We start from the raw sequence: 21,545 nt of genomic DNA, 5'->3' as shown, positions 1-21,545 counted from the left end.
CGCCCGCATCAAGGTCTGTGCACCCATCAGACCTGGGGAGGGACTGTGAAGCCACGCACTGCGGTCTTCAGCCTGGCCGCGGCGATCACGCTGATCGCCGCGGCGTTCGTGCCGACAGCGCAGGGGGCGACGACCGCCACCTGCTCGCTCCAGCCGGGCTCCGTGCTCGGCAGCGGTGCCCACAACAACCTCGGGATCACGGTCGGGTGGCCACCGCGGAACGTCGGTCAGCCCGGTGTCATCTTCGGGATCTTCCCGGCCGGCGCGGTTCGGTTGAGTACGACGTTCACGAGCGACGCGTACAGCTACGGCGCCACCAACGAGGGCTGGGTGGTCGAGGGCGACACCTTGTACTACCGCACCTACTCGGTGGACATCATGAACAACATCGACCCCGGCCTTCCGAACGACACACAGCCGGTGGGCGGCGGGTGGTCGAAGTACACCGCGGTGGAGGTCTCGCGAGGGGCTCGCCAGGAGACGACGGCGTACGGACTCCGCAGTGACGGCACGCTGTTCCGGTGGAGTGCCGACCGCTGGCTGTGGAAGAAGACCGGATCCGCGACCGGGTTCGCCTCGGTGAAGTCGATGGCGTTGATCAGCAAGACGCCGACGTACGACACGTTCCTCGCGAACACGCGCGGCGGGGCGCTCTACACCATCCGCATCCCGACCACGTCGCCGATGAAGCCGGTGGTGAAACCGGTCCGCACGAGGACCTGGCAGGGCTTCGAGAAGCTGGTCGCGAGCAAGTGCGGCAACTACGGGACGCTCCTGGTCGGCATCGACACGGACACGAAGACCGCCCAGTGGTACGCCGTTGGGCGCGCCAACGGTACGGCCACGGTGATCGACCACCTCAGCTCCTCCGGCCCCAACTTCAACGATCCCGTCTACTTCCGCTGGGGCACCACCGGCGTCGCCGATCCGCTCAACGGTGAGTGAGGACGTCGGTCAGGATCGTCAGGGCCTTGTGGAGATCGGCGGTTGACGGGGTGGCGTAGCCGATGACCAGGCCGGGCGGGCCGGGGACGGTACGGCGGTATTCGGACAACGGCGCGACGACGACGCCGGCCTTGCGGGCCGCCGCGGCGATTTGGAGGTCGTCGGCGTCGCCGGGGAGCAGCAGCGTGATGTGCAACCCGGCGTCCTGGCCGACGACCTGGCCGTACGGCGACAGGACCGCGCACGTGTAGCTACGGCGGTCCGCGTACAGCCGGCGTCCGCGACGGACCGCCTGGTCGAGGTAGCCGTCGCGGAGCATCGCGAGCAGCGCGGCCTGCATCGGCCAGGCGGGCCAGTCGCCGGAGTCGGCGCGGAACGTGGCGAGGCGGTCGACCACCGACTCGGACGCGACCAGCCACCCGAGGCGCAGCGCCGGGCTGAGCGTCTTCGAGAGCGTGCCGAGATGGACGACCCGCTCGAGGTCCAGTTGCGCGAGGGCGGGCAGCGGAGCGACGTCGTACCGGAACTCGCTGTCGTAGTCGTCCTCGATCAGCAGTGCGCCGGTGCGGCGCGCCCAGCGGACCAGTTCGTTGCGTCGGGCAACAGGTAGCCGGCCGCCGAGGGGGTACTGGTGGGACGGCGTGACGTAGACGGCGGCCAGGCCGTCGGACAGCGCGCCGACCCGCAGGCCGTCCTCGTCGACCGCGACGTCGACGATCTCCAGCCGGTGGTGGCGAGCGGCGGCGACCGCGTTCAGGTAGCCGGGGTCCTCGATCGCGATCCGGTCGCCCGGTTCGCGCGTGACGGTGAGCAGCAGGCGGAGCCCGTGCACGGTGCCGTTGGTGACGAGCACGTTCTCCGGTCCGCAGGCGATCCCGCGCACGCGCCGTACGTGATCCGCCAGGGCGGCGCGGAGCGCGGGGAGGCCGGCCGCGTCGTCGTACCCACGGGGTGGTGACTGCGTCGACACCTCCCGCCACGCCCGCCGCCAGCCTTGGTCGGGCGTCGGCGCGATGAACGGGATACCGGGCCGCAACGTCAACAGTTCGGGGCCCGCGTCAGGCGGGTGCGGCGTGTGTCGCCGTACGGCGGGTTGCAGCGGCGCCACGTCCGTGACGAACGTCCCGGCCCCGGTGCGACCCTCGATCCATCCCTCCGCGTGCAGCTGGTCGTACGCCGCCTGCGTCACGGACCGCGAGACCGACAACTCCCGCGCCAGGTCCCGCGTGGAGGGCAGTCGATGACCCGCCGCGAGCCGCCCGTCGACCACGGCCGCCCGGAACTGCTCCGCCAGCTGCAGATGCAACGGCAGGCCGGAAGCGCGGTCGATCGTCAGCGGCAGCGAACTCTGCACACTCGATAGGATCGCAGCATGGCCCTGACCACCGCGGACGTGTCTCAGTTCGAGCGGTCCAGGCGCCGTCTCGAGGCCATCGCCTACCGGCTGCTCGGCTCCGCCGCCGAAGCCGAGGACGCGGTCCAGGAGACGTACCTGCGCTGGCAGGCCGCGGAGATCGACCGCATCGAGGTCCCCGAGGCCTGGCTGACGAAGGTCCTCACCAACCTCTGCCTGAACCAGCTCTCGTCCGCCCGGGCGCGACGCGAGACCTACGTCGGGCAGTGGCTGCCTGAACCGCTGCTCGCCGGCGACCCGATGCTCGGTCCCGCCGACACCGTGGAACAGCGGGAGTCGGTGTCGTACGCCGTACTCACCCTGATGGAGCGCCTCACGCCGAACGAGCGGGCCGTCTACGTGCTGCGGGAGGCGTTCGACTACTCGCATCGGGAGATCGCGGAGATCCTCGACCTCAGCGAGGCGGCCAGTCAGCAGATCTTCCATCGCGCCAAGTTGCACATCGCGGACGGCAAGGCCCGGACCGAGGTCGACGAGGCAGCCGCGCGGCGGATCGTCGAGGAGTTCCTCGCGGCGGCCACCAGCGGCCAGGCCGACTCGCTGGTCCGCTTGCTCACCGCCGACGCGGTCTCGATCGGCGACGGCGGCGGCAAGGTGCCGGCCCGGACCAGTGCGACCGAGGGCGCGCTCGCGGTCGCGCGCTTCTTCCACCACCTGTTCATCCCGACCGCGGCCAAGCGCCGGTACGTCGGGGGCGCCGCCAAGGCCTACGCGTGGACCGCGAACGGCGACCCGGCGCTGGTGGTGGTCGTCGACGACGTGGTGATCGGCATCATCTGCATCGAGGTCACCGACGCGGGGCTGACCGGGTTCCGCACGCAGGCGAATCCGGACAAGCTGGCGCGCGCGACCGAGCTCTTCACCGCCGCCGAGCACGGGGAACCGCTGTTGACCATGACGTGACCTGCTTCACACGGCGTACCTGTCAGGAATCGCCGGGCTGTCCGGTTCAAGGGGCAACACCGCATCGGACAGGAGCCCAGATATGAGCAGGAAGCACCGCATCGTCGTCCTCGGCGCCGGGTACGCCGGAGCTGTCGCCGCCGGCCGCCTCGCCAGGCGGCTGCACCCCGAGGACGTGACCATCACCCTCGTCAACGCCGAACCCGACTTCGTGGAGCGGGTCCGGATGCACCAGGTGGCGACCGGGCAGGACCTGAAACCCCGGCCGTTCAGCGAGATGTTCGCCGGCACCGGCGTCGTCCTGAAGGTCGCGAAGGTGACCGCGGTGGACGTCGACCGCAAGATCGTCAGTCTCGGCACCGAGGGACTGGAGTACGACACCCTCGTCTACGCGCTCGGAAGCCGCTGGAACCCGCAGGATGTTCCCGGCACCGCCGAGCACGCCTTCGAGATCGCGAGTCGGCCCGGCGCGCTGCGGTTGCGTGAGCGGCTGGAGTCCCTGACGCCCGGGCAGACCGTGGCCGTCGTCGGTGGCGGTCTCACCGGCGTGGAGTTCGTGACCGAGCTGGCCGAGGCGCGGCCAGATCTCGATGTCGCCCTCCTGGTCCGTGGTGAACTCGGCGACTGGCTCTCGCCCAAGGGTCGCCGGCACGTCCGGAAGGTCATGGACCGGCTCGGCATCACCGTCCACGAGAATGCGTCGGTGACGAGCGTCGGGGCCGGCCACGTCACCACGGCCGACGGTACGACGGTCCCGGTCGCCGTCACGGTATGGACGGCCGGATTCGCCGTACACCCGATCGTGCAGGCGACCACGCTCGAGGTCGTCGACACCGGCCGGATCGTCGTCGACGCCACCATGCGATCGGTCTCGCACCCGGACGTGTACGCCGTCGGCGACGCGGCGTACGCGATGGGCTCGAAGAACAAACCGCTGCGGATGTCCTGCGCGTCGGGGCAGCCGATGGCCTGGCAGGCCGCCGACTCGATCGCGGCGCGGCTGACCGGTGGAAAGCGTGCGCACGCGCCGCTCGCCTACTTCAACCAGTGCATCTCGCTGGGCCGGAAGGACGGGCTGATCCAGTACGTCACCAGCGACGACCGCGCCGTCAACGCCGCCCTCACCGGCCGGATCGCCGCCCGCTACAAGGAGCTGATCTGCAAGGGCGCGGCGTGGGGCACCGCCAACCCGACGGTGGGTCTGCCGATCCGGCAGCGCCGCGTCATCGCCCAGGCGGTCCCGGTGGCTGAATGGACTAGGTGATTGGTGGCGGAATGGACCGTGCCAGGAGGCCACTCCGCGCCCGAACCTGGTTGCATGACCACCACCCCGCTCCAGCCCACCGCCCGTACGTCGCTGCGCCGGTCGAAGGAACGTGCTGCCACCGACCGGCAGGCGCTGACCGACGTACTCATGGATGGCATGTTCTGTCATCTGGGTGTCGTGGTCGACGGCGATCCGCTCGTACTGCCGACGGCGTACGGCGTGGACCTGGAGCGCGGACCGGACGGGACGCTGTACCTGCACGGCTCGGTCGCGGCCCGGAGCGTGGTCGCGGCGCCGGAGCAGACGGTCTGCGTCACCGTCACGCACACCGACGGTCTGGTGCTCGCCCGTTCGGCGTTCCATCACTCGGTGAACTACCGGTCCGCTGTCGTGTTCGGCGTACCGCGGCTCGTCGACGACCCGGACGAGAAGCTGCACGGGCTGAACCGGATCGTCGACCACCTCGTCCCCGGCCGGTCCACTGCGGTCCGGCCGCCGAACCGCAAGGAGCTGGCCAAGACCTCGGTGCTCGCGCTCTCGCTCACCGAGGCCTCGGTGAAGATCCGCACCGGGCCGGCCAGCGACGACGAGCAGGACCTCGACCTGCCCTACTGGGCCGGCGTGATCCCGCTCCGCACCGTCGCCGGCGAGCCGGAGGACAACCCGGACTGCGACCTCCTGGTCCCCGCCCACGTCCGCACCCGGGCCGCCATCCTCGGCGCACCGTCTTGAGGGGGTTCCCCGGCCTACGGCGCGGAACCGGCAGACACCCCCTAAGCGACCGTCCCCTTGTTGTAGTTCTTCTGCGCCCAGAAGTAGCCGACGATCGCGATCGCCACACACCAGGCCGCGGCCAGCCAGCCGCTGCCGTTGTCCATCGGTGTGCCCAGCAGCAGGTGCCGCAGGGTGTCGATGATCGGGGTGAACGGCTGGTACTCGGCGAACCAGCGGATGCCGCTCGGCATCGCCTCCAGTGGGATGAACGTGTTGCTCAGGAACGGCAGCAACAAGCTGATCGGCAGGACGATGTTGCTCGCGCCCTCCGGCGTCTTGCTGGTCAGCCCGAGCGCGATCGCGAACCAGGTCAGGCCGACGGTCACCCCGATCAGCAGCGCGGCCGCCAGCAGCCAGTCGACGGCCGACGCGTTCGGGCGGAACCCGATCAGTACCGCGAAGCCGATCACCAGCACCAGGCTGACGACGGTCAGGATCACGTTGCCGAGCACGTGCCCGGTCAGCACCGCCGGCCGGAAGATCGCCATCGACCGGAACCTGGTCACGATGCCTTCGGTCATGTCCATGCAGACCGCGACCGCGGGCGACATCGTCCCGGACGCGATCGACATCAAGAGGATGCCCGGGGTCAGGAAGTCGATGTAACCGCCCCGGCCGCCGCCTCCGCCGAGGCCGGCCGCGAACGTGTTGCCGAAGACCAGACCGAACAGCAGGATCATGATCACCGGCATCCCGAGCGCGCCGAGCGACAGGCCGGGGTACCGCTGGGCGTGCCGCAGGTTGCGGCGCAGCATGGTCGCGGTGTCCTGGAGTGCGTAACTCATTTCGTCGTCACTTCCTCGTGCGTGGGCTGACCGGTGACGGCGAAGAACACGTCGTCCAGGTCGGGGGTGTGGACCGTCAGTTCGTCGACCTCGAGCGAGGCGTCGTCGATCCGGGCGATCAGGTCGCGGAGGGCGTGCACGCTGCCGTCGTTCGGCACCTGCAGCACCAGCGCTTCGTGGTCCGGTACGGCGGTCGGCAGCACCTGACCGGCGAGCGCGAACTCCTCCGGCGAGGTGAACCGCAGCCGGATGTGCCCGCCGGGTGCGAGGCGCTTGAGCTCCTCGGCCGTCCCCTGGGCGACCAGCCGCCCGTGATCGAGGACGGCGATCCGGTCGGCCAGCTGGTCGGCCTCCTCCAGGTACTGCGTGGTGAGCAGCACCGTGACGCCACCGGCGACCAGTTCGCGGATCAGCGTCCACATGCTGTGCCGGCTGCGCGGGTCGAGTCCGGTGGTCGGCTCGTCCAGGAAGATGATCCGCGGGCGGCCGACCAGCGTCATCGCGAGGTCGAGCCGGCGTTTCATACCGCCGGAGTACGTCATCGCGAGCTTCTTGCCGGCGTCGGCCAGCTCGAACTGCTCGAGCAGCTCGTCCGCCCGGCGGCGGGCCTCCTGCTTGCCGAGGTGGTACAGGTCGGCCATCAGTATCAGGTTCTCCCGGCCGGTCATCAGACCGTCGACCGCGGAGAACTGCCCGGTGACGCCGATCGCGGCCCGGACCGCCTCCGGGTCGGCATGCAGGTCGTGACCGGCCACCCGGATCTCGCCGGCGTCGGCGGCGATCAGCGTGGACAGGATCTGGACCGCGGTGGTCTTGCCGGCGCCGTTCGGGCCGAGCAGGGAAAAGATGGTGCCTTCGGCAACGTTCAGGTCGATGCCGTCGAGCACGAGTTTCTCGCCGTAGGACTTGCGCAGTCCGCGGACGTCGATCGCTGAAGACATGAGAGGTCCTTGGTTTCGGGCAGGACGAACCTGACCCAGGTGGTTGACGGGTCTGAGACAGGAGGTTTTGGGCGTGCTCGTCCAGCCGGCCGGCCCGCGTCCGGGGCGCCGGTGGTCAGGTGGTGCGGATCAGTTAGATGTCGAGGTCTTCGACCGCGGGCTGGTGTGCGGCTTCCTCGACGAGTTCGTAGAGGTCCGGCGGGATCAGCTCGCGGAGCTCCTCGACGGTCTCGACGATGTCCAGGGTGGCTTCGCCCTGGGCCATGCTCCAGGACTGGTCCGAGCTCCAGTTGCCGATCCAGGAGCGCCAGCCGGACAGGTAGCGCTCGTCGTCACCGCTGACGGTGAACTGGTTGCGGCGGTCCGCGTGCAGGACGTACTTGCCGGTCCGGCTCCGGTACACCTTGAAGGCCTCGTAGCCGGTGCTGCTCGACCGGCCGCCCTCCGCGAGCAGTACGCCGGAGAACCGTTGCTTGCGGCCGGTGCCCCGGCCCACGCGGACGGTGATCTCGTCGTACCCCTCGAGCCGGCCCTCCTCCATCTCGACGTACTTGCGCAGCGCGATCGAGATCGCCGAGGACAGGTTCCCGGCGAGCTCCTGCGCCTTCTTGTACAGCGGCAGGTCGTCGTCGGACACGTAGATCGTCTTGTTGGGCATCGCTCATTCCTCCTACGTAGAACTATACGCAGACGGGTACGCAGGTGTCTACATATATCTCTACGTAGACGCGGAGCCGCCCGCGACGGGATCCGTCGCGGGCGGCTCGAGCGGCCTTACCTCGGTGAGTACAGCCAGGGCTGCTCGAGGTCGAAGAAGGCCGGCGGCCCGGCGGACAGGCTGTTCATCTCGTCCATGTCCGCCTGCAGGTCCGGCGGGATCTCCTTCTGCTCGCCGGCGCGGGCCTCGGCCTCGGTGGTGAAGAACATCGCCATCGTGTAGTCGCCGTCGTCGTACATGGCGACCTCGCTGCCGAGGATCTCGGGCCGGAACGCGGTCCACTCGTCGCGGTGCCGGCCCATCAGCTCCCGAGCCCGGTCCGGGTTGTTCCCGGAGCCCTGCATGACCTGGACGAAGCCCGCGGCGTCCGGATCACCGGAGGTGTCGAGGACCACGTCCTCGGTGTCGTGGAAGGTGGCCTCGCCGGTGAGTACCGACGTGAACTCGTGCCACCACTTGTCCTGCGCGGGCGACTCGCTGTTCCGGCGCGCGGCGGCGGCGGAGTCGAAGCGGGCCAGCGCGATGAACTGTCCGTCCGTGGTCACTCCGGCCGTCGTCCCCAGCCAGCCGGACGCCTCGGGCGCCAGTTCTTCCATCCACCGGTCCATCGCGGCATGAGCCTGCTCAGGATCGGCGACCTGCCCCTGAATGACCTGAACGAACATGAGACCCTCCCCTGTCTCCCCAGGTCGCTACGGATACCTCGACCGTACGCCCGGTGTGGACAGTGAGTGCCTCAAACCTGAGTTATCCACAGATTTGGGTCGGTTTCGACCACTTTCTGTGGAGAAGTAAAGACAACCCTGGGGATAACTCGCCCGAATCGGTGTGCACAAATGGGGAAACCGCTGTGGATAACTCAGCGGAGGGTGGGGATCAGACCCACTGGGTGGAGACGACGAAGCCGACCGCGATCAGGCCCATGCCGATCAGCAGGTTCCAGTTGCCCAGGTCGTTCATCACCGGGATGTCCTGGCCGGCGACGTAGAAGACGACCAGCCAGGCGAGCCCGAGCAGCCAGCAGAAGAGCATCAGCGGCGCCACCCACACGCGGCTGGTGGTGCGTGGCTTCTTCGGCGTCTTCTCGGCCTTGACCTTCTCGGTCTTCTTCTTGTTGCGACTGCTCGACTCGGGCACGTCTGAACTCCTTGTAAGGACGCATAAGCTAACCGCTGAGGACCGTGCGGGTCCCGGTCCCGGGTTAGCGTAGTGCAGAGAGCAATATGGAGATCACGGGTGCGTAGGTTGAGGCGGATTTCGCTGTGGCGCGTCGGCGCGCCGCTGGCGCTGCTGTGCGCCGGCCTGCTGTTCGCCACCAGCGCCACGAACGCTCGCGGAACCGACCTGCGGCCCAGTCGCAACACTACGCTCGCGGGCCTGGTGGAGGAACAGAGCCGCCGCAGCGCGAGCCTGGTCCGGCAGCACGCGGCGCTCACCCAGGACATCGAGAAGCTGCAGGCGCAGCAGGGCTCGATCGACCCGGCGCTGGCCAAGCAGCTCAAGGACCTGTCCGACGACGTCGGCACCACGCCGGTCACCGGGCCCGGACTCACCGTCACACTGAAGGACGCGCCGTCCGAGGTCGTCAAGGAGAACCCGGACGTCGACGCCGACTGGTTGGTGATCCACCAGCAGGACATCCAGGCGGTCGTGAACGCGCTCTGGGCCGGCGGCGCCGACGCGATCTCGATCCAGAACCACCGGGTCATCTCCACCACCGGGATCAAGTGCGTCGGCAACTCCGTGGTCCTGCACGGGGTGCCGTACCTCCCGCCGTACAAGATCACCGCGATCGGCGACCGGCGGAAACTGCAGAAGGCGCTGGACGACTCTCAGTACATCGAGAACCTGCAGGACTACGTGGTGAAGTTCCAGCTCGGGTACGACGTGAAGAGCGAGTCGTCGATCGCGATGCCGGCGTACGAGGGCACCCTGGACCTGCAGAGCGCGACCGTTCCCGGGTTCGAGCGGACGCCGTCGACCAGCCCGTCGGTGACCGGGCGATAATGGTCCGCATGCCGCGGATCCTTGTCGTCGACAACTACGACTCCTTCGTCTACAACCTGGTGCAGTACCTGCAGCAACTGCAGGCCGACACCACGGTGCTGCGCAACGACGAGGTGACCCCCGACCAAGCCGGTGAGTACGACGGCGTCCTGCTGTCCCCCGGCCCCGGTACGCCGGAAGAGGCCGGCGCCTGCGTCGACATCGTCCGCGAGAAGGGCGGCGAGGTGCCGATCTTCGGCGTCTGCCTCGGCCTGCAGGCGATCGGCGTCGCGTACGGCGGAGTCGTCGGACGCGCGGACGAGTTGCTGCACGGGAAGACCAGCCAGGTGTTCCACGAGGGCGCCGGTGTCCTGTCCGGCCTGCCGTCGCCTTTCACTGCGACCCGGTACCACTCGCTGGCGATCGCGCAGGACAGTGTGCCGAACGAGTTGCAGGTCACCGCACGGACCGAGGCCGGCGTGATCATGGCGGCCCGGCACCGCGACCTCCCGGTCGAGGGCGTGCAGTTCCACCCGGAGTCGGTGCTGACCGAGGGCGGTCACCGGATGCTCGCCAACTGGCTGGCGATCTGCGGCGACACCGAGGCGGTCTCCCGCTCGGTCGGCCTGGCGCCGGTCGTCAGCTAGACCGAGGCACACCAGGCACAGAAGAACCCCCGGAGGCGATCGCCTCCGGGGGTTCTTGGTGTCTGTCAGCCGCCGATCGTGATGCCCGGTGTGGTGGGCGTCGACGGTGGCGGGGTGTCGCTGGACGGCGGCGGGCTGGTCGGCTCGTCGACCTTGTTCACCGTCAGGGTGATCGTCGACCCCTTCGGCTTCTTCGTACCGCCCGGGACGCTCTGCGCGAGCACGATGCCGTCCGGCGACTTCGGGTCGTTGCCGTACCGGTAGCCGACCACGAAGCCGAGGTCCTTCAGCTGCTTCGCCGCGTCGTCCGCCGGGACCGTGACGACGTTCGGTACCTCGACCTCGGTCTTGCCGCTGGAGATCGTGAGGGTGAACTCCTGACCCGACGGGTACTGCCCGTTCGGGTCCGGGCTGACCGCGAGCACGGTGCCCTTCTTCTCCTCGCTGTCCTGCTCGACCGACTGGTCCTTGACCTTGAACTGACCCTTGGAGTTCTCGAGGGTGTTCCGGGCCTTCGACTCCGACAGCCCGATCACGTCCGGCACCGAGAAGGCGCTCGGGCCGGAGGAGATCGTCACCGTGACGGTCGAACCCTGCTCCGCCTCGGTGTTGCCCTTCGGCGTCTGGCGGATGATCGAGCCGCGGCCGACCGTGTCGCTCTTCTCCGAGGTCGACGCGATCTTCAGGCCCTGGGCGGCGAGCAGCGAGGTCGCCTCCGTCAGCGACTTCCCGGTCAGGTCCGGCACCGTGACCTTGGCCGGTGTGGACGTCGTCGGCGTACCGCCGCCGGCGGTGTTGTCCTTGTTCATCTTGGTGAACAGCGCGTACCCACCGACCGCGATCGCGACGATCGCCAGACCGAGCAGGAAGTACGCCAGGCCGCGGTTGCGACGGGAGCGGCCGTCCTCCTCGTCCAGCTCGTCACCGCCGGGCGGCAGTACGTCGTTGCCACCGGTCTGCCGGAACGCCTGGGTCGCGGCCGCCGGCGCCACCGCCGTCGGGGCCATCGCCCGGGTCTCGGCGACCGCGGCCATCGGTGCGGTCACCTGCTGGCCGGCCAGCACCCGGTGGATGTCGGCCCGCATCTCGGACGCGCTCTGGTACCGCTCCTCGCGGTTCTTCGCCAGCGCCTTCAGGACGACCGCGTCGACCTCCGGCGGGATGTCCGGGTCGAACGAGGACGGCGGCAGCGGCTGCTCCCGGACGTGCTGATAGGCCACCGACACCGGCGACTCGCCGACGAAGGGCGGCCGGCCGGTGAGGAGTTCGTACAGCAGGCAGCCGGTCGAGTAGAGGTCGGAGCGGGCGTCGACGGTCTCGCCGCGCGCCTGCTCCGGCGACAGGTACTGCGCCGTACCGATGACCGCCGCGGTCTGGGTCATCGTGGAGGACGTGTCGGCGACCGCGCGGGCGATGCCGAAGTCCATCACCTTGACCTGGCCCTGCGGGGTCAGCATCACGTTCCCGGGCTTGATGTCGCGGTGCACGATGCCGGCCCGGTGGCTGTAGTCCAGCGCCTCGAGCACGCCGGAGGTGATCTCCAGCGCCCGCTCCGGCATGATCTTGCGGCCCTCGCGGATCAGGTCCCGCAGCGTCTTGCCGGCCACGTACTCCATCACGATGTACGGGATGGTGACGCCGGAGCCGTTCGGGTCCGGCTCCTCGCCGGTGTCGTAGACCGAGACGATCGTCGGGTGGTTCAGCGAGGCGGCCGACTGGGCCTCCCGCCGGAACCGGGCCTGGAAGGTGGCATCACTGGCCAGGTCGACCCGCAGCCGCTTGATCGCGACCGTCCGGCCGAGCCGGTTGTCCACGCCTTTGCGGACCTCGGCCATGCCGCCGCGGCCGAGCGGTTCGCCTTCTTCGTACCGGCCGCCGACGAGACGTGCCTGCGATGTCATGACTCAGCCTTCCAACCTGTCCGGAAAACACACTCAATTTGCCCACGGTAGCGGCCGCTACACAGGGAACCCCGTCGGAAAGACCCACGGGCATCATTGCGTATCGCGCTCATTGCCCGAGCACCGCCTCCATCACCTGCTTGGCGATCGGAGCGGCCAACTTGCCGCCGGCCACATCGTCGCGAGCGACGTCGGCCTTCTCGATCAGCACCGCGACGGCGATCTTCGGGTCGTCGGCCGGGGCGAACGCGGTGAACCACGCGAACGGCGGGCGGTCCTTCGAGGTCTGCGCCGTACCGGTCTTGCCGGCCACCTGGACACCGTTGATCCGGCCCGGCTTGCCGGTGCCGTTGTTGACGACGTCAACCATCATCCCGGTCAGCTGCGAGGCCACCTCCGGGGTGACCGCCTGGTGCAGCGACTCCGGCTTGGTCTCCGAGACCGTCTTCAGGTCCGGGGTCTTCACGTTCTGGACCAGGTACGGCTTCATCACCTCGCCCTTGTTCGCGATACCGGCCGCCACCATCGCCATCTGCAGCGGCGTCGCCCGGACGTCGAACTGGCCGATCGCGGACTGCGCGGTCTGCGGCTCGTTCGGGTCACCCGGGAACTGGCTGGTGGCGACGCTCGGCAGTTCGCTCAGCGGGCGGGCGCCGAAGCCGAACTTCGCGGCCTGCTCGCGCAGTGCGTCCGGCCCGAGCGCCATACCGACGGTGCCGAACGCGGTGTTGCAGGAGTACCGCAGTGCGACCGTCAGCGTCGCGGAGTTGCTGCCGCCGCAGTTCTTGCCGTCCTCGTTCACCAGCGGGACGGTGGTCTGCGGGAGCGGCAGTTGGGCCGGCGAGTTCACCTTGCTCTCCGGCGTGTACTTGCCGCTGGACAGCGCCGCCGCCGCGGTCACCAGCTTGAACGTCGAGCCCGGCGGGTAGAGCTCCTGGGCCGCCCGGTTCGACAGCGGCTTGTCCTTGTCGGCGTTCAGGCTCTTCCAGGCCGCGCCGACCTTGTCGGCGTCGTGCGAGGCGAGCTGGTTCGGGTCGTACGACGGCCGGCTCGCCATCGCCAGGATCTTCCCGGTCTTCGGCTCGATCGCCACCACCGCGCCGGTCTTCCCGGCCAGGCCGTTGTACGCCGCCTGCTGGGCCGCCGCGTTCAGCGTCAGCGTCACGCTGCCGCCCTGCTGCGGACGGTTGCTGATCACGTCGATGATCCGGCGGAACGCCATCGACGGGTCCGAGCCGTTCAGCTCGGAGTTCATCGTCAGCTCGATCCCGCCCCGCCCGTACAGGTAGGAGTAGAACCCGGTCACCGGCGCGTACACCGGCCCGGAGGCGTAGGTGCGCTGGTACTTGAACCGGTCGTTCGACGGCTTGCTCTGCGCGACCGGCGTACTGCCGATCAGGATCGGGCCGCGGTTCACCGAGAACTGCGAGTCGCGGACCCGGTTGTTGTCGTTGCGGCCGTTGATCTCGTTCGCCCGGAAGGCCTGCAGGTACGTCGAGTTCGCCATCAGCGCGAGCATCAGGATGATCGCCGCCACGGCCAGTCGTCGGATCGCCGAATTCACTGCTTCTGCACCGCCATCGCGATCGTTTCGTCAGAGACTGGGGCGGCTGGGGTCTGTGGCCGGCGGGCCTGGTCGCTGATCCGCAACAGCAGCGCGATGATCGCCCAGTTCGCGACCAGCGACGTACCACCCAGGGCCATGAACGGGGTGGCCAGACCGGTCAGCGGGATCAGTCCGGTGACACCGCCGACGATCACGAACACCTGCAGCGCGAACGACATCGCCAGACCGGTCGCGATCAGCTTGCCGAAGATGTCCCGGCAGCCGAGCGCCGTCCGCAGACCGCGCTCGATGATCAGCGTGTAGACCAGCAGGATCGCGATCAGGCCGGTGAGGCCGAGCTCCTCGGCGAACGAGGAGATGATCATGTCGCTCTGCGCGTACAGCGTGGCCTCGGGGTGCCCCTGGCCGAGACCGCGGCCGAGGATGCCACCCCAGGCCTGACCCATCAGCCCGAGCTTCACCTGGCCGCCGTCGATCGCCCACGGGTTCAGCCAGTCGGTGACCCGCCGGTGCACGTGGCCGAACGTGATGTACGCGAAGTACGCGCCACCGACGAACAGCAGACCACCGATGATCAGCCAGCCGGCCCGCTCGGTGGACACGTACAGCAGGAACAGGAACAGACCGAAGAACAACAGCGACGAACCGAGGTCGCTCTCGAACACCAGCACACCCAGGCTGACCGCCCAGGCGATCCCGATCGGCCCGAGGTCCCGCGCCCGCGGCAGGTCCAGCCCCAGGAACCGGTGCCCGGCCAGCGTCAGGACGTCGCGCTTCACCACCAGGTAGCCGGCGAAGAACACGACCAGACAGATCTTCGCGAACTCACCGGGCTGGAACGACATGCCGGCCAGCCGGATCCAGATCCGCGCACCGTTCAGGTTCACGCCGAGGCCCGGGATCAGCGGCAGCACCAGCAGCACCAGACCGGCCAGGCCGGCGGTGTAGGTCAGCGCCTGCAGGCGGCGGTGATCTCTGATCACGAGGATGACGACCAGGAACAGCACGACGCCGACCGCGGTCCAGGTGATCTGCTGCGGCGCCGCGGGACCCTTCGGGACCTTCCCCTTCGCCTCCGCGAGCAGCGCCAGGCCGAGGTCGACCCGGTGGATCATCGCCACTCCGAGCCCGTTCAGCAGCACCGCACAGGGCAGCAGCACAGGATCGGCGTACGGCGCCCGGTAGCGCAGCGCGAGGTGCGCGATCAGGGCGAGCAGCCCGATCCCGGCGGCGTAGTACCCGGTGCTGGCCGGGACCTCGTTCTGCACGGTGATGCCGATGTTCACGTACGCGCCCACCGAGACGGCGATCGCGATCACGAGCAGCAGCAACTCCACCCCGCGCCGGGTGCGCGGAATGATCTGAATGACGGACGTCGATGCGATGCTCATCGGCGTCCTCGCTTCGCTCCGGGCGCCGATGAGGCACGAGCGCGCTGCGTTGTCTTGATGCCCTCGCTCCGCTCGGTCATCGGACCCCGTCGCAGTCGTCGGTGTCGACCCCCGAGCCCGGCGAGGGCGAGGTGGTCGGCGTCGCCGGCACGTTGGTGACCGGAGTGGTCTTCGGCGGCACGGTGACCGGCGGCTTCGACACGGGCGGTTTGGAGACCGGCGTACTCGGCTTCGGGGTCGGCGTCGGCGTGGGCTTCACCTTGGCGGCGCACGCGGCCGCGGTCTGGTTCAGCTCGGCCACGATCGACCGCGCGCCGGCCAGGTTGTCCGCCTGGATGTTGCCCTCCACCTGCTCCCGGCTGTACGTCGGGAGCTTGTCGACCTGCAGCGCCTGCCGCTCGTAGACCTTCGACAGCGACAGCCCGGGAAGATCCGCCTCGACACCCTTGAAGATCGCCACGTAGTCGCCGTCGGTGCCGACGTAGTACTGCTTCTGGGTCCAGCTGTACGCGAACCAGCCGCCGCCCCCGATCAGACCGAGGATGACCACCAGTACGGCGATCCGCCGCAGCCACGGGAACCGCTTCGGCGGCCGCGGCGCGTACCGCAGCTCCTCCGGGTCGACGCCCGGCCCGTGCCCGCCGCCACCGCCCGCGCCGCTCTCGGCGCCGGTCCGGATCGCGACCGTCGGCTCGCCGCGGCCGGTGCTGCCCTGGGCCAGCTCGGCGGCCGCGCCGACCAGCTGCGGCTGCGTGCCGCTCGCGGGCTCGGTCTCGACGACGTCCGCGACGACGCAGGTGACGTTGTCGTTCGAGCCCGCCTCGAGCGCGTGCGTGATCAGCTCGACGACGACCGAGTCCGGCGTACCGGAGGCCATTGAGGCGGCGATCACCTCGTCGCTCACGTAGTCCGGCAGACCGTCGCTGCACAGCATCAGCCGGTCGCCGGCCTGGACGTCGAGGATGTCCAGGTCCGGGTCGGAGTCCGGGCGGCCGTCGAGGACGCGCAGGATCAGGTTCCGGTGCGGGTGGGTGAAGGCCTCCTCCTGGGAGATCCGGCCCTCGTCGACCAGCGACTGTACGAACGTGTGGTCGTGGCTCAGCTGGTATAGCTGCCCGTCGCGCATCCGGTAGGCGCGCGAGTCGCCGAGATGCGCCATCCCGAGCTGCTTGCCGTCGAACATCAGCGCGGTCACGGTCGAGCCCATGCCCTCGCGTTCCGGGTCCTCCTCGACCAGCTCGGAGAGCCGCTCGTTCGCCCGGTGCACGGCGCCGGCCAGCGCCTCGATCATGTCCTCGCCGCCGATGTCGGCGGTGTCCAGCCGCCGGATCACCTGGACCGCCGCGGCGCTGGCCACCTCACCGGCCGCGGCGCCGCCCATTCCGTCGGCGAGCAGCAGCAGGTGCGGACCGGCGTACGCCGAGTCCTCGTTGTTGCGGCGCACCCGTCCGACGTCGGACAGTGTGGCGTAGTCGAGCGACAGGGTCATCGAGGCAGGCCTACTTCGCGATGTTCAGCGTCGTCCGGCCGATCCGGATCGATCCGCCGATCTCGGCCGGAACCGGGCGGGTCACCCGCGCGCCGTCCAGGTACGTGCCGTTGGTGGAGCCGAGGTCCTCGACCCACCACTGGCCCTCGGACTGGAAGACCCGGGCGTGCCGGGTGGAGGAGTAGTCGTCGTCCAGCCGGATCTGGCAGTCCGATCCACGGCCGATGATGACCGGTTCCTCGGCCAGCGACGCGCCGACCCCGGCCTGCGGACCGTCCGCGATCGTCACCGACCCGGGCAGGCCCTTGCGCTTCTTGACCGGCTTGGCGGGCTTCGGCGTCCGCGAAGCCTGCGGTACGGCGGGAGCCGCGATCCGGCTGTCCACCTTGGCACCGAACAGGTCGGACCTGATCACGGACAGCACCGCGAGGACGAACATCCACAACAGGGCCAGGAACCCCAGTTTGATCAGGGTGAGGGTCAGTTCCGACATGGACTGTCAGTCACCACCCGCTGCTCGGCGGCTGGGCCATCGGCTCGTCCGCGAGACGCAGCGTCATGGTCGTGTTGCCGATCCGGACGGTCGAGCCGTCCACCAACTCCGCCTCGGTACTGCGGCGGCCGTTCACCAGCGTGCCGTTGGTCGAGCCGAGGTCGACCAGCACCACCCGGATGCCACCGGGGCCCTCGGGCATCAGCCGGATCTCGGCGTGCCGCCGGGAGACGCCCGGGTCGTTGATCTGGATGTCCGCGTCGGTCCCGCGGCCGAGCACCACGCCGGGCGGGTTGACCGGGCGACGCCGGCCGTTCACCTCGAGCATCACCTGCGGGTGACCGCGCCGCGGCGCGGGCTGCTGCGGAGGCTGCTGGGGTGCCTGCTGGGGCGGCATCGGCGGCTGCTGGTACGGCGGGGGGCTCTGCACGACCGGCTCGTTCGGCGGCACGTAGGGCTCCTGCTGGTAGGGCTGGGGCTCGTAAGCCGGCTTGCGTTGGGGCGTGCCGACCGTGGCGCTGACCACCCGGAACTTACCGGTCGGCAGCTCGTCGTGCTGGACCAGCTCGATGTCGATCGGCCCGGAGAACGTGTACCGCTGGATGTCGGCGTGGTCGCGCAGCTCGTTCGCGAGCTCGTGGTTCAGGGTCCGGCCGTAGGCGTTCAGCCGCTCGAAATCGTCAGGACCCAGCTCGATCGTGAAGTGGTTCGGCACCAGCCGGCGGTCCCGGGACAGGATCCGCGCGGTGTTGTCGATCTCACGCTTGAGTGCCGCGGCCAGCTCGATCGGCTCGACATCACCCTTGAAAGCGCGCGCGAAGACACCGCTGACAATGCCTTCCAGGCGTCGCTCGAAGCGTTGTAGCGGTCGCACGCCTCCTCCTCCACAGTCGGTACGCCGAATCTGTCCACCGGTCGTGGCGGACACACCGGGTACGACGATCGATCGTATCGGGAGGTTCGACCGAACCCGCAATGTGAAGCTCCGGCACTTCCCGTGCTACTGTTCCTTCTCGTCGCCAGGAGCACAATCCAGGCGGCAGCGCGCGGGTGGCGGAATAGGCAGACGCGCACGGTTCAGGTCCGTGTGCCCGAAAGGGCGTGGGGGTTCAACTCCCCCCTCGCGCACAGACAAGGTCCCGGTCGATCACGACCGGGACCTTTCGCATTCCGCCCCGGATTTCGTCCTTTCGGATGATCTCGCCGGGAACGGTTCGTAAATTTCTGTTTCCGTGGGTGCCGTGATGGGCAGAAAGTTACATAGCGTCTGAGACATGACCCTCCACCTCCGTGGCCGTCCCCGCCGCTGCTCCCTCGCTTGTCGGCTCTGACCAAGACCCTGGGGAGGATCGTGTACCCGGATCGGGCACAGGATCCTCCCCAAGGGCCAGAATGCACTCCCCGCGCACCGCATCACGGTGCTCAGCTGATCCGTCCGGCAGGTGACGGGGTGGGTCCGTCGGGAGGGTGACGCCTGGGCGTGGGGTGGAGTGGGAAGGTGCTGCTCATGGAGGACGCGCTGGAGCTTGTGGGGCTGACCAAGGTTTTCGGGGAGCAGCGGGCGGTGGACGGGGTCAGTCTGAGCGTGCCGGCTGGGTCGTTCTTCGGGATGCTGGGGCCGAACGGGGCGGGCAAGACGACCTCGCTGTCGATGGCGGTCGGGCTGTTGCGGCCGGACGGCGGTACGGCGCGGATCTTCGGGGCCGACGTGTGGCGGGAACCGGTGCGGGCCAAGGCGTTGGTCGGGGTGCTGCCGGACGGGCTGGGGATGCCGGAGCGGCTGACCGGGCGGGAGGTGCTGACGTACCTCGGTCTGCTGCGTGGACTGCCGGAGGACGAGGTGAAGCGCCGCGCCGCCGAACTGCTGGAGGTGCTCGAGCTCGATCACGAGGACGAGAAGCAGGTGATCGGCTACTCGACCGGTATGCGGAAGAAGCTCGGGCTCGCGGTCGCGTTGCTGCACGCGCCGCGGCTGCTGGTCCTGGACGAGCCGTTCGAGGCGGTGGACCCAGTGTCGGCCGCGACCATCCGGACCATCCTGCACCGGTTCATCGCGGGTGGCGGGTCGGTGGTGATGTCGAGTCACGTGATGGCGCTGGTCGAGCAGTTGTGTGACCGGGTGGCGGTGATCGCCGACGGGAAGGTCGTTGCCTCGGGCACCATTGAGGAGGTGCGTGCCGGCGGCAGCCTGGAGGACGCATTCGTGTCGCTGGTCGGTGCGTCGACGCGCGGTGCGGAGGGCCTGACATGGCTCTCGCACTGACCTACGGCACCTCGCGCACATTGGTCCGGATGCGGTTGGCCGCGTTCCGCCATGCGCTGAACGACCAGTTCCGCCGGTCGTGGATCGTCACCGGTGGGTTCGTCGGGCTGGCGCTCGCGGGCGGGACGTTGTGGGTCGCGGCGCGCGGCGATCACGACGTACTGGCCGTCGTACTCGCGGTCTGGATGCTCGGCTGGGTGATCGGGCCGTTGTTCACCGGCGGCGGTGACGAGACGCTCAAGCCGGAGTACTTCACGATGACGCCGCTGCCACCGCGGACGCTCTCCACCGGTCTGTTGGTCGCTGCGCTCGCCGGAGTCGCGCCGGTCATCAGCCTGATCGCGCTGCTGAGTCTCGTGGTCCTGGGCGCCCAGTTGGGAGTGGCAGCGGCGCTCGTCGCGGTTCCGGCGCTGTTGCTGCAGTTGTTCTGCTTCGTCCTGGCGTCGCGGCTCGCCGTCGCGGTGTACGGCGTACTCCTGCAGGTCCGCGCCGGTGCGGTGATCGCAGCGCTCGTCAACGCGTTCATCCTCGCCTTCACGGCGCAGGGCTGGGCGTTGATCGTCGCGTTCGTGTCGACCGACGTACAGGGCACGATGGCGCAGGCCGCCCGGATTGCGCCGTCCGGGTGGGGACTGCTCGCTGTCGAGGCGGCCGGCCGTGGCGACTGGCTCAGTGTCCTCGCAGCGCTCGTGGGACTCGCTCTGCTCGCCGTTGTGATGCTGCTCGCCTGGTCTGCTCTTCTGGTACGCCGGACAACCGCGGCACGGGCCGGCGGGAAGATCCGGCGTACCCTCACCGGCCGGACTCCAGAAGGCGCCGCCGCCGCGAAAGAACTGCGCTCGTGGACCCGTGACCTGCTCTACGCCCATAAGGCGATCTTCGCGGTCGCATACGGCCTGTTCTTCTGCCTGATGCCGTTGGCGATCGGCCTGAAGTCGATGCTGCCTTGGGCGGGTGCGGCGGCTGTGGTGATGGCCGGCTCGATGAGCGCCAACCTGTACGGCGCGGACGGTACGGCGTTCTGGACCACACTGATGACGCCCGGCTCGTCCCGGCCGGACGTGCGGGCGCGACAGCGAGCGTTCCTGTTGGTCTTCGGTCCGTTGACGCTGGCAATCACTGTCCTGCTCACCTGGTGGTCCGGTGTCTCCAGCGCGTGGCCATTAGTACTGAGCGTGCTGCCTGCGCTGCTCGGTGGTGCGGCCGGTCTGATCGTGGCGTGCTCGGTGTACGCCGCCGTACCGACGACCGATGCGCACAAGCGGTCCGGGAACCCGCTCAACTCGGGTGAGAACGAGGGCGAGACGATGGGCATCGTCTACGTGATGCTCGTGCTGGTCGCGATGACGTGTCTGCCGGCCCTGATCGTGGCGCTCTACACCGGCTGGTGGGGCGTGCCGGTCGGCGTACTGTCCGGCGTTCTGTCCTGGTGGTACTTCGGTCGCGTCGCGGCTCGCCGTCTGGACAAGCGCGGCCCGGAGCTCCTCACGTTGCTCAAGCACGGCCGATCGCCCGCGGAGCAGGCCAAGAAGACCGCGGGGTTCGATGCGCTCCCGAGGTGGCGGCGGACGCTCGCCGGGTTCTGTCTGGGATTCGGGGCGATCCCGTTGTTCCCGCAGGCCGTCGTACCGGCGATCTTCAAGCTGACCGGCAATCACGACACCAAGTCCTGGTTCCTGGCCCTCTACCAGGAGGGACCGTGGCAATGGGTCGTGATCGTGCTGATGGCCGCGCTGGGCTTGTCGATGTACGCGTACGGCGGGCTCACCTACTACTCCGCGAAGAAGCGCGCTCCGGGTGCGCAGGTCGCGGCAGCCGCAGGGTAGGCGCGCCACGGTGCCGTGCGGTGCGTGCGGTGGTGTTGGTCGTGGTGATGGTGCGGTGGTTGCGCAGCATCCAGATCGCCACGGCGGCCGCCGCGATCAGGCCGGCGATCCCGGCGTAGTCGGTCAAGCTCATCATCGTTCTCTTCTCCAGGGCGGTGGGCTCGGCGGCGGCGAGTTCCGCTGGCTTCTGACCTGGAAGTGACGGGGGCTCAGTCTTCCTGTGATGGCGTAGAAG

General features: G+C 69.1%; 20 protein-coding genes and 1 tRNA gene. 9 read left to right on the top strand and 12 right to left on the bottom strand.

From position 1 onward, the window contains the following. Positions 1 to 45: 45 nt before the first annotated feature. Positions 46 to 945 carry a hypothetical protein gene (locus tag ACFYRH_RS05050; RefSeq protein ID WP_387768294.1) on the top strand — a complete coding sequence of 300 codons (900 nt, stop codon included), beginning with the start codon at positions 46 to 48 and terminating at the stop codon, positions 943 to 945. On the opposite strand, the gene ACFYRH_RS05045 is transcribed toward ACFYRH_RS05050, so the two are convergent. Continuing rightward, positions 932 to 2,299 carry a PLP-dependent aminotransferase family protein gene (locus ACFYRH_RS05045; protein WP_387768292.1) on the bottom strand — a complete coding sequence of 456 codons (1,368 nt, stop codon included), beginning with the start codon at positions 2,297 to 2,299 and terminating at the stop codon, positions 932 to 934. The two genes, ACFYRH_RS05050 and ACFYRH_RS05045, sit on opposite strands and share 14 nt — an antisense overlap. An 18-nt stretch (positions 2,300 to 2,317) precedes the next feature. On the opposite strand from ACFYRH_RS05045, the gene sigJ reads away from it, so the two are divergent. The 3 genes from sigJ (at position 2,318) to ACFYRH_RS05030 (ending at position 5,261) form a co-directional block, all read left to right on the top strand. Next, positions 2,318 to 3,262 carry an RNA polymerase sigma factor SigJ gene (sigJ, locus tag ACFYRH_RS05040; RefSeq protein ID WP_387768289.1) on the top strand — a complete coding sequence of 315 codons (945 nt, stop codon included), beginning with the start codon at positions 2,318 to 2,320 and terminating at the stop codon, positions 3,260 to 3,262. Positions 3,263 to 3,344: 82 nt separating this feature from the next. Beyond that, a complete protein-coding gene (locus ACFYRH_RS05035) occupies positions 3,345 to 4,526 on the top strand; it encodes an NAD(P)/FAD-dependent oxidoreductase (RefSeq protein ID WP_387768286.1) in 1,182 nt (393 codons plus the stop codon). 54 nt (positions 4,527 to 4,580) lie between these two features. Continuing rightward, entirely contained in the window at positions 4,581 to 5,261 is a 681-nt protein-coding gene (locus ACFYRH_RS05030; protein WP_387768283.1) for a pyridoxamine 5'-phosphate oxidase family protein, read from the top strand. 41 nt (positions 5,262 to 5,302) lie between these two features. Here the strand turns inward: ACFYRH_RS05030 and ACFYRH_RS05025 are convergent, their stop codons facing one another. The 5 genes from ACFYRH_RS05025 to ACFYRH_RS05005 all read right to left on the bottom strand — a co-directional run bounded on the left by ACFYRH_RS05025 (position 5,303) and on the right by ACFYRH_RS05005 (position 8,884). Further along, positions 5,303 to 6,088, bottom strand: coding sequence for an ABC transporter permease (locus ACFYRH_RS05025; RefSeq protein ID WP_387768280.1), 786 nt, complete (start codon positions 6,086 to 6,088; stop codon positions 5,303 to 5,305). Next, positions 6,085 to 7,029, bottom strand: coding sequence for an ATP-binding cassette domain-containing protein (locus ACFYRH_RS05020; protein WP_387768277.1), 945 nt, complete (start codon positions 7,027 to 7,029; stop codon positions 6,085 to 6,087). Before ACFYRH_RS05020 ends, ACFYRH_RS05025 begins: the two co-directional genes overlap by 4 nt. Before the next feature lie 133 nt (positions 7,030 to 7,162). Continuing rightward, positions 7,163 to 7,687 carry an EXLDI protein gene (locus tag ACFYRH_RS05015; RefSeq protein ID WP_387768274.1) on the bottom strand — a complete coding sequence of 175 codons (525 nt, stop codon included), beginning with the start codon at positions 7,685 to 7,687 and terminating at the stop codon, positions 7,163 to 7,165. 116 nt (positions 7,688 to 7,803) lie between these two features. Beyond that, entirely contained in the window at positions 7,804 to 8,412 is a 609-nt protein-coding gene (locus tag ACFYRH_RS05010; RefSeq protein WP_387768271.1) for a hypothetical protein, read from the bottom strand. Positions 8,413 to 8,623: 211 nt separating this feature from the next. Continuing rightward, on the bottom strand, positions 8,624 to 8,884 hold the full coding sequence (locus ACFYRH_RS05005; protein WP_387768268.1) for a cell division protein CrgA: 261 nt from the start codon (positions 8,882 to 8,884) through the stop codon (positions 8,624 to 8,626). A 99-nt stretch (positions 8,885 to 8,983) separates the two neighbouring features. Between ACFYRH_RS05005 and ACFYRH_RS05000 the strand changes: the two genes are divergently transcribed. Both ACFYRH_RS05000 and ACFYRH_RS04995 read left to right on the top strand, forming a co-directional pair. Further along, a complete protein-coding gene (locus ACFYRH_RS05000; RefSeq protein WP_387768265.1) occupies positions 8,984 to 9,754 on the top strand; it encodes a DUF881 domain-containing protein in 771 nt (256 codons plus the stop codon). An 8-nt stretch (positions 9,755 to 9,762) separates the two neighbouring features. Then, positions 9,763 to 10,380 carry an aminodeoxychorismate/anthranilate synthase component II gene (locus ACFYRH_RS04995; protein ID WP_387768262.1) on the top strand — a complete coding sequence of 206 codons (618 nt, stop codon included), beginning with the start codon at positions 9,763 to 9,765 and terminating at the stop codon, positions 10,378 to 10,380. A 65-nt stretch (positions 10,381 to 10,445) separates the two neighbouring features. On the opposite strand, the gene pknB is transcribed toward ACFYRH_RS04995, so the two are convergent. The 6 genes from pknB to ACFYRH_RS04965 all read right to left on the bottom strand — a co-directional run bounded on the left by pknB (position 10,446) and on the right by ACFYRH_RS04965 (position 18,095). After that, entirely contained in the window at positions 10,446 to 12,281 is a 1,836-nt protein-coding gene (pknB, locus tag ACFYRH_RS04990; RefSeq protein WP_387768259.1) for a Stk1 family PASTA domain-containing Ser/Thr kinase, read from the bottom strand. Between the two features lie 109 nt (positions 12,282 to 12,390). Continuing rightward, positions 12,391 to 13,845 carry a peptidoglycan D,D-transpeptidase FtsI family protein gene (locus ACFYRH_RS04985; RefSeq protein WP_387768256.1) on the bottom strand — a complete coding sequence of 485 codons (1,455 nt, stop codon included), beginning with the start codon at positions 13,843 to 13,845 and terminating at the stop codon, positions 12,391 to 12,393. Further along, complete coding sequence (locus ACFYRH_RS04980; RefSeq protein ID WP_387768253.1) at positions 13,842 to 15,239, bottom strand: FtsW/RodA/SpoVE family cell cycle protein; 1,398 nt, start codon at positions 15,237 to 15,239, stop codon at positions 13,842 to 13,844. Before ACFYRH_RS04980 ends, ACFYRH_RS04985 begins: the two co-directional genes overlap by 4 nt. Before the next feature lie 76 nt (positions 15,240 to 15,315). Then, a complete protein-coding gene (locus tag ACFYRH_RS04975; RefSeq protein WP_387768250.1) occupies positions 15,316 to 16,728 on the bottom strand; it encodes a PP2C family protein-serine/threonine phosphatase in 1,413 nt (470 codons plus the stop codon). A gap of 10 nt (positions 16,729 to 16,738) precedes the next feature. Next, positions 16,739 to 17,221, bottom strand: a complete 483-nt coding sequence (locus ACFYRH_RS04970) for an FHA domain-containing protein (RefSeq protein WP_387768247.1) — start codon at positions 17,219 to 17,221, stop codon at positions 16,739 to 16,741. Between the two features lie 10 nt (positions 17,222 to 17,231). Then, positions 17,232 to 18,095 carry an FhaA domain-containing protein gene (locus ACFYRH_RS04965; protein WP_387768244.1) on the bottom strand — a complete coding sequence of 288 codons (864 nt, stop codon included), beginning with the start codon at positions 18,093 to 18,095 and terminating at the stop codon, positions 17,232 to 17,234. 170 nt (positions 18,096 to 18,265) lie between these two features. Between ACFYRH_RS04965 and ACFYRH_RS04960 the strand changes: the two genes are divergently transcribed. The 3 genes from ACFYRH_RS04960 to ACFYRH_RS04950 all read left to right on the top strand — a co-directional run bounded on the left by ACFYRH_RS04960 (position 18,266) and on the right by ACFYRH_RS04950 (position 21,310). Next, positions 18,266 to 18,349: transfer RNA gene (locus ACFYRH_RS04960), tRNA-Leu, on the top strand. Positions 18,350 to 18,728: 379 nt separating this feature from the next. Further along, entirely contained in the window at positions 18,729 to 19,484 is a 756-nt protein-coding gene (locus ACFYRH_RS04955; protein WP_387768241.1) for an ABC transporter ATP-binding protein, read from the top strand. Next, a complete protein-coding gene (locus ACFYRH_RS04950; RefSeq protein ID WP_387768238.1) occupies positions 19,469 to 21,310 on the top strand; it encodes a hypothetical protein in 1,842 nt (613 codons plus the stop codon). The genes ACFYRH_RS04955 and ACFYRH_RS04950 overlap by 16 nt, the downstream gene beginning before the upstream one ends. The last annotated feature ends 235 nt before the right edge of the window (positions 21,311 to 21,545 follow it).

This window comes from Kribbella sp. NPDC004875 (assembly GCF_042873375.1).
In the GTDB taxonomy this organism is placed as follows: Bacteria; Actinomycetota; Actinomycetes; order Propionibacteriales; family Kribbellaceae; genus Kribbella.
The sequence above is the reverse complement of the archived record's forward strand: the minus strand, read 5'-3'. Positions and strand labels throughout refer to the sequence as shown.